Raw genomic sequence first — 11222 nt, forward strand, 5'->3', positions numbered from 1 at the left:
CACTACCGGTCTGCAGGCAGCTTCGCGATCACCTTGATCTCGAACTGGAACCCGTACAGCCAGGTCACGCCGATACCGGTCAGGGTCGGGTGCGGTGCTTCGCCCCAGTACTCGGGCACGATCGCCCACGCCTTCTCGAAGTTCTTCTCGGGGTCGACCAGGAACACGGTCACGTCGACCACGTCATCGAAGCTGCAGCCGGCGGCAGCCAGTACCGCATTGAGATTTTCGAAGGCGCGGCGCACCTGCGCTTCGAAGTCCGGCTCAGGCGAACCATCCTCGCGGCTGCCGACCTGGCCGGAAACGAACAGGAAGCCGTTGGATCGGATCGCTGGCGAGTAGCGGTTGCGTTCGTACAGGGCCTGGCGCCCGGCGGGGAAAACGACATCTCGCTGTGACATGGGGAAGATCCCGTGGGAGAAAATGCCATCCTCCTCGTCGCCGCTGTCTGGATAAACCGCGATGATCGGCCTAGATTGATTGCCAATCCCAAACAATCATGGCCCGCCATGGACCGTTTCGAGGCGATGCGGGCCTTTGCCCGCGTGGTGGAAACCGGCAGCTTCACCCGCGCCGCGCAGACCCTGCAGATCAGCCGCACTACGGCCACGCAGCTGGTGCAGCAACTGGAGGCGCACCTGCGGCTGCGCCTGCTCAACCGCACCACCCGGCGGGTCAGCGTCACCGCCGACGGCGCGGCCTATTACCCACGCATCGCCCGCCTGCTGGCCGAGCTGGAAGAGGTGGAGGGCGGGCTGGGCGACGCGGCCACCCAACCGCGCGGACGCCTGCGCGTGGATGTGCCGGGGCCGTACGCGCGGTTGCGGCTGGTGCCGGCGTTGCCGGATTTCCAGGCGCGCTACCCGGAGATCCAGCTGGACATCGGCGTCAGCGACCGCGAGGTCGATGTCTTCGCCGACAACGTCGACTGCGTGATTCGCGGCGGTACCCCGGCCGACCCGGCGCTGGTGGCACGGCCGTTGGCTGCGCTGCCGATCGGTTTCCACGCCAGCCCGGGCTATGTGCAGCGCTTCGGGTTGCCTGCCGACCCGCGCGCGCTGGACGGGCCGAACCACCACATGGTCGGCTTCCTCAGCCCGCGCAGCGGCCGGGCGCGGGTGTTCAGCGCGCAGCGCGGCGATGAGCGCATCGAGGTGCAGGGCCGCTACACGGTCGGCTTCGATGATGGCAACGCTTATCTGGCCGCTGCGCTGGCCGGCCTGGGCGTGGTCGCGCTGCCCAGCTACATGGCCGATCCGCACGTGGCGCGCGGTGAGCTGCTGCCGGTGCTGCAGGACTGGCAGCTGCCGCCGATGCCGATGCACGTGATGTTCCCGCCGAACCGGCACATGAGCCAACGGCTGCGGGTGTTCATCGACTGGGCGGTGGAAACGTTGGGGTGAGTGCATCGGTCGCGTGCGAAAATCCGCGTGCACGTACTGGAGAACGCAGACCCTGATGAGCCGCATCGTCGCAGTGGATACCGAAACCACCGGCATCTCCTACCGCCTGGGGCACCGGGTCATCGAAATCGGTGCCGTCGAACTGATCGATGGCCAGCTCACCGGCCGCCAGTTCCACACCTACCTGCAGCCGCAGCGCAAGGTGGACTGGGGCGCGCAGCGCGTGCACGGCATCAGCGACGCGATGCTGGTGGGCAAGCCACTGTTCTCCAGCAAGGCCGCTGAACTGCTGGATTTCCTGCGCGGCAGCGAGATGGTCGCGCACAACGCCACCTTCGATGTGGGCTTCCTGGACAACGAGCTGCGCCTGGCTGGCATCCCCGGCACGCTGGCCCAGCATTGCCGCATCACCTGCAGCCTGAAGCTGGCGCGCGGGCGCTGGCCAGGCCAGGGCAATAAACTGGACGACGTGTTGCAGCGCCTGCGCATTCCCAGCCAGCGCGGCCTGCACGGCGCGTTGAAGGATGCCCATCTACTGGCCCAGGTGATTCCGCATCTGCGCTGAGGCCTGGTCGCCGTTACATCGGCCGCAACCAGCGCTCGATCATTGCCACGCCACATGCCACCCCGTCCTCACTGCTCATCGCCACGCCCAAGGCCGCCGCGCGTGCGCGTGTTGCTTCGGTTGCAGCGAAGGTGATGGCTGCTGCCAGCGCTGCTGCATCCAGTCGCTTCGGTGACAACGGTGCCGGTGCTACGCCCAACCGATACAGGCGATCGGCCCAGAAGAACTGATCTGCGGCGAACGGCATCACCAGTGAAGGAATGCCGGCGCGGCAGGCCGAATGCGTGGTGCCGCTGCCACCGTGGTGGATGGCGAATGCGCAACGCGGGAACAGCGCTTCGTGTGGGGTCGGGCCCAGGACGAAGACAGAATCGGGCAAGCGCATCGCAGGCAGTCCCACCCAGCCGGGAAACAGCAGGACACGGCGCGGTGCCAACGCCTGCAGCAGGGCCGGCAACACGCGTTCGCGATCAAAGCCGGTCATGCTGCCGAAGCCCAGATAGACCGGCGGCGGTCCGGCGTCGAGGAAGGCCTGCAGATCGGCCGGCGGCGTCCAGGGCGCATCAGGAAACCGCCATTGGCCACAGACGATGTGGTCGGCCGGCCAGTCCGTCGGTGGCGGCAGCAGCTGCGGCGAGATGCCATAGAGCATCGGCAGGCCGGACCACAGCGAGCGGCGCGGCGATTGCCCCAGCTGCTTGCGGGCCTCGTTGATCGGCTGGCGGAACTGGCGCCAGATCAGGCCGTTGACCAGCCCATAGCTGGCCCGGTTCAACCAGCCCGGCGAGCGTCCCGGCGGCAGGAACGGGGAGCGGAAGGCACGCGTCGGGGTCAGTGGAATCATGCCGGTCCCGATCACCGGCAGACCCCGGCGTTCGCCCACACTCATGCCGACAAAGGCCGCCAGCCCACCCGTCAGAATCGCGTCGCAACCCTCGGCCGCCGCGTCCGCCTGCCGCATCCAGCCAGTGACATGCTGCAGCGCCATCCGTGCCAGTCCGCTACTGGCGGCGGCAACACCGTTGCCACGCGAGACCAGCGCGACCACCTCGTCATGGATGTCACCTTCCAGGGACGCATGGGGCACATTCAGCGCCTGCGCGCTGCCCAGCGTGCCGCCATCGGCCAGCAGTGTCACCTCGTGGCCTGCGCCAATCAGCCCATGGCAGAGCATGGCCAGCGGACGCGTATCGCCTTCGGTTCCGTAGGTCAGGGCCAGCAGCCGCATGGAAAGCTCCGCAGTGAACCGGGCCAGTATGCCGGTTGGCGGGCTCCCGGCCTTGCCGGTTCAGTCCCGGCCTGTGGGTAACTTGCGCAAGTGCTTGAACCCGTGCATAATGCGCGGCTCGCTGTGTCCGGTTTTCTACCGGGCGGCGCCTCCGGGAGCACGTCCCCGGCCGCCCAACGCCAGCGTAACCCTTTGATTCTCTTGACGTGTGGTGGGCAACCATCGAGGCCGCCGTCTCCCGGGCTACGGGCTGACACAACTTACTATCGAGGTGCGCAATGTCCCGCGTATGCCAGGTTTCCGGCAAGCGAGTGCAGACGGGTAACAACGTCTCGCACGCCAACAACAAGACCCGTCGTCGTTTCCTGCCGAATCTGCACGAGCGCCGCTTCTGGGTTGCCAGCGAAAACCGCTGGGTGAAGCTTCGTGTTTCCGCGCATGCACTGCGCACCATCGACAAGAACGGCATCGATTCCGTTCTGGCTGAGCTGCGTGCGCGCGGCGAAAAGGTCTGAGGAGTAGACGATCATGGCAGGCAAGCGCGATAAGGTCCGTATGATTTCGACCGCTGGTACCGGTCACTTCTACACGACCGACAAGAACAAGAAGAACACCCCGGGGAAGATGGAATTCTCCAAGTACGATCCGGTCGTGCGTAAGCACGTCCCGTACAAGGAAGGCAAGATCAAGTAATCCGCAAGGATTGCTGATCCCCGCGAAAAAACCCGCCCTTGTGGCGGGTTTTTTCATGCCTGGCATCCAGATGGTGGGTGCCAACCTTGGTTGGCACGCCGTCCCCACCCCCGGTAGGTGTCGACCTTGGTCGACACGCTGTCCCCCACCCGGTAGGTGCCAACCTTGGTTGGCACACGGCTTCAAAGCAGTCGAGCGCGGCTCGACTCTACACACCCTGCTGGGCAGAATGGCCCATCACCTCCCGACGGGCGACGCGATGCTGTTCGAGTGGTTGCTGGGTTCCTACCTGCTGCTGATCGACTGGCTGATCCGGCTGGTCGCGCTGTGCTGGATCCCCACCCGCACCACGCCGGGGGCGGCGCGCAGCTGGCTGCTGCTGGTCGGCTTCGTGCCACTGCTGGGCCTACCGCTGTACCTGCTGTTCGGCCACCCGTGGCTGTCGCGCGAGCGCATCCGCCGCCAGGCCGAGGCCTCGCAGGTCATCCGCGAGGAACAGGCGCTGCAGCATCGCCTGCGCTGGACCCCGCAGCCTGACACTGCCTGCGCCGAGATCGTGCCGCTGGTGCAGCGCCAGGGCGACTTCATGCCGGTGCACGGCAACGCGGTGGACCTGCTGACCGACTACGACGAATCGCTGCACACGCTGATCGCCGACATCGACCAGGCTGAAGACCGCGTGCACCTGCTGTACTACCTGATGTTCGATGACGCGGTGGGCGAGGCGGTGGTCGAGGCGCTGCAGCGTGCAGCCGCGCGTGGCGTGCAATGCCGTGTGCTGCTCGACGCGGTGGGTGCCAAGCGCGGTCTGCGCGCCTATCGCAAGCGCCTGCAGGCGCGCGACATCGAAGTGCGCGCGATGCTGCCCGGTGGCCTGCGCTGGCGCCGCAGCGGGCGCATGGACCTGCGCAACCACCGCAAGATCGCGGTGATCGACAACGAAGTGGCCTACGTCGGTTCGCAGAACCTGGCGGGCCCGCAGTTCGTGCCCGGCCACCCGAACCGCGAACTGGTGGCGCGCGTGCGTGGCCCGGCGGTGGCGCATCTGGAAGCGGTGTTCGCCAGCGACTGGTACATGGAAACCGGCCAGCGTCTGGACGTGATCGCCGATGTGCCCGAGTGCAGCGATGACATCGCCACCCAGCTGCTGCCCAGCGGCCCGGCCTATCCGTACAGCAACGCACGCGATGCGGTGGCCGCGCTGATCCACCTGGCACGGCGGCGGCTGGTGATGGTCACGCCGTACTTCGTGCCCGACGAGGCCACGTTGAGCGCGCTGCGCATTGCGGCGTTGTCCGGTGTGCAGGTGCAGCTGATCCTGTCGGCCAGCAACAACCAGCGGCTGACCTCGTGGGCGCAGGAGGCGTACTACGACGAGCTGCTGCGCTGTGGCGTGCGCATCGCCCTGTACGAACCGCAGTTCCTGCACGCCAAGCACATGAGCGTGGACGAGGACATCGCCGTGCTCGGCTCGATCAACATGGATATCCGCTCGTTTGCGCTGAATGCCGAGATCGGCCTGATCTGCTACGACCGCGCGCTGGTGCAGCAGCTGTGCGCAATCGAGGACAGCTACCTGCGTGAATCGCGGCAGCTGGATCTGCAGCAATGGCGCAGCCGCCCCACGTGGAGGCGCAGCCGTGAAGGCATCGCACGGCTGGCCGATGCGTTGATGTGAGAAATCGAATCGAAAGTAGCTGAATGCGGGGAGCTTATGGGAAAGGGCAAGCATGGGTTGCAGGTGTTCGATGAGAGCGGAAGCTCTTTGGTCGAGGTCGGGCCGCATGTTGTGGTGGATCGCCCCGAATTTGGCGCTGCAATAGGCTCCATCGCCACAGCTTGGGCTCAAGCCGAGGTGAATCTTCTCTGCCTACTCGCCGTACTTATCAATACAACGCCGGAGCTGGTGAAGAGTTCTCTCAAAAAACATCGTTCGGCAAAGTCGGCCTCCGAAGCGGCACGAAAGATTGCTACAGAGACCCTTGATGGCGCAGCTCTTCAAGATGTAGTTGAGCTGCTGAGTGCACTGGATAAGGTTCGGGATGCTCGGAACCGAGTTCAGCACGACGTTTGGGCGCGAAAGGCAACCGATAGCGAACGGCTCTATAGAGTGCATTCTGACCAGTACCTCGCTTTGGCCCTGAAGCTTCTAGACGTAGAAAGGATGAACGCCCCTGCAGCGGCCGCAATTGAAGTTGCCACGAGCTTCGCCGCGGCGGTTTCGGAGGGTTACTCAGTTTCCGATCTCAACGAGATCGCTGACGACATAGATTCAGTCAGCAAGCGTCTACTGACAGCGATGTTCAGTAATCGAATTTGCCAATTGAAGGCACTTGGCCAGGTAGATCCTTCATCAGGATCGATCTGAAACAAGAAGAAGCGCCCATCCCGCCCATTTCGGCAATCCGGCCTGTCATCGCCGATGGCCTACAATCGGCACATGACTGATTCACCGCGTAATGGCGAACTGGACCTGGCAATCATCGGTGGTGGTGCGGCCGGGGTGCTGGTGGCGATCCAGGTACTGCGCCAGGCCAAGGCGCCGCTGGCGCTGGCCATTTTCGAACCCGCCTCGCAGCTGGCGCAGGGCATCGCCTATGCCACGCCGTGGCCGGAGCATCTGCTGAACGTGCCGGCGGCGAAGATGAGTGCGTTTGCCGACCAGCCCGGCGATTTCCTCGACTACCTGATGGCCGCCAACGCCTACCCGGGCGAGGCGCGCGAGGTGCTGGGCGAGCGCTATGTGTGCCGCCACTTCTTTGCCGCCTACCTGCAGCAGCGGCTGCAGGAAGCTGCCGCAGCCAGCCCCGCGCAGCTGCAGGTGATCGCGCAGCCGGTACTGGGCCTGCAACCGGATGACCACGGCTACCAGCTGACACTCGGCGACGGCCACACGCTGCACGCCGCGCAGGCGGTGCTCGCCACCGGCAACAGCATGCGCCCGCTGCCGGTGGCCGGCGCCGATGCGCTGTCTGCCGACGATGTGATCGAGGCCTGGGACTACGACGGCGTACGCACCCTGGCCGGCGAACAGGCCGTGGCCATTGTCGGCTCCGGCCTGAGCATGGCCGACACCGTGCTGGCATTGGTCGCCGCCGGCCACACCGGCCCGCTGCACGTGATCTCGCGCCATGGCCTGCTGCCGTTGCCGCATGCGCATGGCGGCCTGCCCACGTTCGACCCGGCCACGTTGCTGCCGATGAACCTGCACCAGCGCCTGCACGCATTGCGCGGGTTCGCGCGCCAGGCGCAGGCCGACGGCCTGCCGTGGCAGGGCGTGATGGACCGCATCCGCCCGCACGGGCAGGCGCTGTGGTGCAGCCTCGATGAGGCCGACCAGCGCCGCTTCCTGCGCCATGTGGTGCGCTATTGGGACGTGCATCGCCATCGCATCGCCGAAGAGGTCGACGCGCAGCTGCAGTCCCTGCAGGGCAGCGGCCAACTGCGAATCCATCGGTCGCGCCTGCAGCGCGTCTGGCGCGAAGGCGATGCCCTGCGGTTGTCTGGCCGCGCTCCGTCTGGCAATGAACAGCAGTGGACGATCAGCGGGATGATCAACGCCACCGGCGTGGAGACCCGCGCCAGCGCGCTGCGCAATCCGTTGCTGCAGCAGCTGCAGGCCGATGGGCTGGCGCGCCCCGGCCCGCACGGGCTGGGCCTGGACAGCACGGTCCCGGGCGATCGCCTGTGTGCCGCCGGTGGCCAGCCGCAGGCACGGCTGGGCGTGCTCGGCAGCCTGCGCATCGGCAGCCTGTGGGAAAGCCTGGCGGTGCCTGAACTGCGTCAGCAGGCGCAGGCACTGGCAACCCAGGTGGTCGCAGGAGCCGCGACGGCGATGCCGTAAAATGGGGGCATGGATGTCTCCCACCTGCTTGATGGCCTGAACCCGGCCCAGCGCGAAGCCGTCTCCGCTCCCCCCGGCCACCACCTGGTGCTGGCCGGTGCCGGTTCCGGCAAGACCCGCGTACTCACCCACCGCATCGCCTGGCTGCATGAAGTCGATGGCGTGCCGACCCACGGCATTTTCGCGGTGACCTTCACCAACAAGGCGGCCGGCGAAATGCGCCACCGCATCGACGCACAGCTGCCCAATGGCAGCCGTGGCATGTGGATCGGCACCTTCCACGGCCTGGCCAACCGCCTGCTGCGCCTGCACTGGCAGGATGCGAAGCTGCCGGAAGGCTTCCAGGTGATGGATTCGGACGACCAGCTGCGGCTGGTCAAGCGGGTGGTGCAGGCGCTGGAACTGGACGACGGCAAGTACCCGGCCAAGCAGATCGCGTGGTGGATCAACGCGCAGAAGGACGAGGGTCGCCGCCCGCAGCACATCCAGCCCGAGCCGCACGACGCCTGGCTGGAAACCATGCGCCAGGCCTACATCGAGTACCAGGCACGCTGCGACCGCGCCGGCCTGGTCGACTTCGCCGAGCTGCTGCTGCGCGCGCACGAACTGCTGCGCGACAACCCGGCCCTGCTGGCGCACTACCGCGCCCGCTTCCGCGAAATCCTGGTGGACGAGTTCCAGGACACCAATGCCATCCAGTACGCCTTCGTGCGCGTGCTGGCCGGCGATTCCGGCCACGTGTTCGTGGTCGGCGACGATGACCAGGCCATCTACGGCTGGCGCGGTGCCAAGGTCGAGAACGTGCAGGGCTTCCTGCGCGACTTCCCGGGCGCGCAGACCATCCGCCTGGAACAGAACTACCGCTCCACCGCCAACATCCTCGGCGCCGCCAATGCGGTGATCGCGCACAACCCCGACCGCATCGGCAAGCAGCTGTGGACCGACAGCGGCGACGGCGAGCCGATCGACTTGTACGCGGCGTACAACGAGATGGACGAGGCGCGCTACATCGTCGAGCGCGCGCGCCAGTGGGTGCGAGACGGTGGCAGCTATACCGAAGTGGCCGTGCTCTACCGCAGCAACGCGCAGTCGCGCGCACTGGAAGAAGCGCTGCTGAGCGAACAGGTGCCGTACCGCGTGTACGGCGGCATGCGCTTCTTCGAGCGTGCCGAAATCAAGGACGCGCTGGCCTACCTGCGCCTGCTGTCCAACCGCAACGATGACGCGGCGTTCGAGCGCGCGGTCAACACGCCGACGCGTGGCATCGGCGACCGCACGCTGGACGAAGTGCGCCGCGAGGCGCGCGCGCAGGGTATTTCGCTGTGGGAAGCGACCATGCTGGTCACCCAAGGCAGCGCGCTGGCCGCACGTGCGCGCAATGCGCTGGCCGGCTTCCTGGTGCTGGTCAACGAGCTGCAGGCGCAGACCCTGCACATGACCCTGGCCGAGCGCGTGGACCACGTGCTGGCCCGCTCGCAGCTGCGCGAGCACTGGAGCAAGGAAAGCCGCAACGCGCTGGACTCGGAATCGCGCACCGACAACCTCGACGAGCTGGTCTCGGTGGCCTCGCGCTTCGTGCGCCGCGCCGACGACATCGAGGAAGTGGGCGAGGACATGGACGAGCTGGTCGCGTTCCTGGCCTACGCCGCGCTGGAGGCCGGCGAGGGCCAGGCGCAGGCGGGCGAAGAGGGCGTGCAGCTGATGACCCTGCACTCGGCCAAGGGCCTGGAGTTCCCGCTGGTGTTCCTGGCCGGCCTGGAAGAAGGCCTGTTCCCTAGCGCACGCTCGCTGGAGGAAAGCGGGCGGCTGGAAGAAGAGCGCCGCCTGGCCTACGTGGGCATCACCCGCGCGCGCCAGAAACTGGTGCTGAGCTACGCCGAATCGCGCCGCATCCACGGCCAGGACAACTACAGCCTGCCGTCGCGCTTCCTGCGCGAGATCCCGCGCGAGCTGCTGCACGAAGTGCGCCCGAAGGTGCAGGTCTCGCGGCCGGCCTCGATGGGCGCCAGCCGGGTGATGGGCCATGCCTCGATCGAGGCGCCGCCGATCAAGCTCGGCGCACTGGTCACCCATCCGAAGTTCGGCGAAGGCATGGTGACCGACTACGAAGGCAACGGCGCCCACGCCCGCGTGCAGGTCGAGTTCGCCGACGCCGGCAGCAAGTGGCTGGTGATGGCGTATGCCAACCTGACGGTGATCTGATCACCGTCGAGGGGGCGGATCCCTCCCGCAGGGAGGGCTCTGGCCCCGTCGCGGGAAAATCCAGCCGAGCATGGGCTCGGCGCTACAACAGCCCACGGTCTGCGATGGAAAAGGGATCCGCCGCCGATTAGGCTGCGGGCATGACCCGCAACGTGCTCTTCCTCTGCAGTCAGAACCGTCTGCGCAGCCCCACCGCCGAGCAGGTATTTGCCGATTGGCCGGGCATCGAGACCGCCTCAGCCGGGTTGCTGGCCGACGCCGACGAAGTGCTCAGCCCGGAGCTGCTGCAGTGGGCGGACCTGGTGTTCGTGATGGAGAAGGCGCACCGCAACCGCCTGTCCAGCCGCTACAAGGCATGGCTGGGCGGCAAGCGGGTGATCTGCCTGGATATCCCGGACGACTACGAGTACATGGACCCGGTGCTGGTCGAGCTGCTGAGGCGCAAGGTGGCGCAGTTCCTGCGCTGATCGCATCGAACCCCGTAGAGTCGAGCTTGCTCGACTGCCTTGTGCCGCGCTAGAAGCAGTCGAGCAAGCTATGCCGGTCGTCCTGACCGGCACCCTTCGGGCCGTCGCAAGCGACGTTGGCAGCGGCTCCTGCCGCTACCTTCGACTCTACAATGGGGCCTGACATCTTCCAGGAACGCCCCCATGACCGAACCCACGCTGCACGTCACCGTGAAGTTGAATGCCCGGCTGCAGCCCGAGCACCGCCACGAGCTGTTCGAGGATCCGCTCGATGCGCTGCTGCAGGCGGCCCAGCTGGGCGAGCTGACCGGCGGCGGCACCGCGATGTCCGACCTCGGCGAGGTCGAGTACGGCGATATCGAAGTGGCACTGGTCGATGCGGCCGGCGTGCCGAAGCTGATTGACCTGCTGGAGCAGCTGGGTGCGCCGAAGGGTTCGCAGCTGCAGGGTGCGGGCGAGGCCGACCGCAGCTTCGGCGTGACCGAAGGCCTGGGCATCTACCTGGATGGCCTGAACCTGCCAGACGACGTCTACGAACAGTGCGATTCCAACCACGTGTTCGAGCAGCTGTCCGAGCGCATCGACGGCCTGGGCGAGATCTGCAGCTGGTGGCAGGGCCCGACCGAGACCGCGTTGTACATGTACGGCGAATCGTTCGAAGCGATGCGTGATGCGATTGCCGAATTCGTGGCCAGCTATCCGCTGTGCCAGAACGCACGCGTGGTGCAGATCGCCTGAAGATGGGGCGACTGTAGAGTCGAGCTTGCTCGACTGCCTTTTGTGAGCAGAAGCAGTCGAGCAAGCTCGACTCTACGGCAGC

The 11222-nt window shown here is 66.5% G+C and carries 12 protein-coding genes; 10 read left to right on the forward strand and 2 right to left on the reverse strand.

Annotated features, from left to right (window positions below; genetic code table 11):
• Positions 1 to 2: 2 nt before the first annotated feature.
• The gene (locus tag V3B25_RS15555; protein WP_049399172.1) at positions 3 to 401 is read right to left on the reverse strand and encodes a RidA family protein; all 399 of its coding nucleotides are present in this window, start codon (positions 399 to 401) and stop codon (positions 3 to 5) included.
• Positions 402 to 509: 108 nt separating this feature from the next.
• Here V3B25_RS15555 and V3B25_RS15560 point away from each other — a divergent pair, with 108 nt between their 5' ends.
• Positions 510 to 1403: a LysR family transcriptional regulator gene (locus tag V3B25_RS15560; protein WP_329810955.1), complete on the forward strand. Its 894-nt coding sequence runs from the start codon at positions 510 to 512 to the stop codon at positions 1401 to 1403.
• Positions 1404 to 1458: 55 nt separating this feature from the next.
• Positions 1459 to 1968 carry a DNA polymerase III subunit epsilon gene (gene dnaQ / locus V3B25_RS15565; protein WP_201117670.1) on the forward strand — a complete coding sequence of 170 codons (510 nt, stop codon included), beginning with the start codon at positions 1459 to 1461 and terminating at the stop codon, positions 1966 to 1968.
• A 13-nt stretch (positions 1969 to 1981) separates the two neighbouring features.
• Here dnaQ and V3B25_RS15570 read toward each other — a convergent pair whose 3' ends face one another.
• Positions 1982 to 3196 carry a glycosyltransferase gene (locus tag V3B25_RS15570; protein WP_049462270.1) on the reverse strand — a complete coding sequence of 405 codons (1215 nt, stop codon included), beginning with the start codon at positions 3194 to 3196 and terminating at the stop codon, positions 1982 to 1984.
• A 278-nt stretch (positions 3197 to 3474) separates the two neighbouring features.
• Here V3B25_RS15570 and rpmB point away from each other — a divergent pair, with 278 nt between their 5' ends.
• From rpmB to V3B25_RS15610, 8 genes are all read left to right on the forward strand, one after another.
• Positions 3475 to 3711, forward strand: coding sequence for a 50S ribosomal protein L28 (gene rpmB / locus V3B25_RS15575; protein WP_005411638.1), 237 nt, complete (start codon positions 3475 to 3477; stop codon positions 3709 to 3711).
• A gap of 10 nt (positions 3712 to 3721) precedes the next feature.
• Entirely contained in the window at positions 3722 to 3889 is a 168-nt protein-coding gene (gene rpmG / locus V3B25_RS15580; RefSeq protein ID WP_170272460.1) for a 50S ribosomal protein L33, read from the forward strand.
• A 259-nt stretch (positions 3890 to 4148) separates the two neighbouring features.
• Positions 4149 to 5567, forward strand: a complete 1419-nt coding sequence (gene cls, locus V3B25_RS15585; protein WP_279912263.1) for a cardiolipin synthase — start codon at positions 4149 to 4151, stop codon at positions 5565 to 5567.
• 36 nt (positions 5568 to 5603) lie between these two features.
• The gene (locus V3B25_RS15590) at positions 5604 to 6257 is read left to right on the forward strand and encodes a hypothetical protein (protein WP_100435484.1); all 654 of its coding nucleotides are present in this window, start codon (positions 5604 to 5606) and stop codon (positions 6255 to 6257) included.
• A 54-nt stretch (positions 6258 to 6311) separates the two neighbouring features.
• Positions 6312 to 7733 (forward strand): FAD/NAD(P)-binding protein, encoded by a 1422-nt coding sequence (locus tag V3B25_RS15595; RefSeq protein WP_329810956.1) that lies wholly within the window; start codon positions 6312 to 6314, stop codon positions 7731 to 7733.
• Between the two features lie 9 nt (positions 7734 to 7742).
• Positions 7743 to 9935 (forward strand): DNA helicase II, encoded by a 2193-nt coding sequence (gene uvrD / locus V3B25_RS15600; protein WP_049446958.1) that lies wholly within the window; start codon positions 7743 to 7745, stop codon positions 9933 to 9935.
• Between the two features lie 140 nt (positions 9936 to 10075).
• Positions 10076 to 10402: a low molecular weight protein tyrosine phosphatase family protein gene (locus V3B25_RS15605; RefSeq protein WP_154353549.1), complete on the forward strand. Its 327-nt coding sequence runs from the start codon at positions 10076 to 10078 to the stop codon at positions 10400 to 10402.
• Positions 10403 to 10585: 183 nt separating this feature from the next.
• Positions 10586 to 11140 (forward strand): hypothetical protein, encoded by a 555-nt coding sequence (locus V3B25_RS15610; protein WP_329810957.1) that lies wholly within the window; start codon positions 10586 to 10588, stop codon positions 11138 to 11140.
• The last annotated feature ends 82 nt before the right edge of the window (positions 11141 to 11222 follow it).

It is taken from the genome of Stenotrophomonas sp. SMYL8 (genome assembly GCF_036320065.1).
Taxonomy (GTDB): Bacteria; Pseudomonadota; Gammaproteobacteria; order Xanthomonadales; family Xanthomonadaceae; genus Stenotrophomonas; species Stenotrophomonas maltophilia_A.

Excerpts from the sequence above, each read along its gene's own strand:
- V3B25_RS15555 (WP_049399172.1), bottom strand. The coding sequence starts at position 401 with ATGTCACAGCGAGATGTCGTTTTCCCCGCCGGGCGCCAGGCCCTGTAC.
- V3B25_RS15560 (WP_329810955.1), top strand. The coding sequence starts at position 510 with ATGGACCGTTTCGAGGCGATGCGGGCCTTTGCCCGCGTGGTGGAAACC.
- dnaQ (WP_201117670.1), top strand. The coding sequence starts at position 1,459 with ATGAGCCGCATCGTCGCAGTGGATACCGAAACCACCGGCATCTCCTAC.
- V3B25_RS15570 (WP_049462270.1), bottom strand. The coding sequence starts at position 3,196 with ATGCGGCTGCTGGCCCTGACCTACGGAACCGAAGGCGATACGCGTCCG.
- rpmB (WP_005411638.1), top strand. The coding sequence starts at position 3,475 with ATGTCCCGCGTATGCCAGGTTTCCGGCAAGCGAGTGCAGACGGGTAAC.
- cls (WP_279912263.1), top strand. The coding sequence starts at position 4,149 with ATGCTGTTCGAGTGGTTGCTGGGTTCCTACCTGCTGCTGATCGACTGG.
- V3B25_RS15590 (WP_100435484.1), top strand. The coding sequence starts at position 5,604 with ATGGGAAAGGGCAAGCATGGGTTGCAGGTGTTCGATGAGAGCGGAAGC.
- V3B25_RS15595 (WP_329810956.1), top strand. The coding sequence starts at position 6,312 with ATGGCCTACAATCGGCACATGACTGATTCACCGCGTAATGGCGAACTG.
- uvrD (WP_049446958.1), top strand. The coding sequence starts at position 7,743 with ATGGATGTCTCCCACCTGCTTGATGGCCTGAACCCGGCCCAGCGCGAA.
- V3B25_RS15605 (WP_154353549.1), top strand. The coding sequence starts at position 10,076 with ATGACCCGCAACGTGCTCTTCCTCTGCAGTCAGAACCGTCTGCGCAGC.
- V3B25_RS15610 (WP_329810957.1), top strand. The coding sequence starts at position 10,586 with ATGACCGAACCCACGCTGCACGTCACCGTGAAGTTGAATGCCCGGCTG.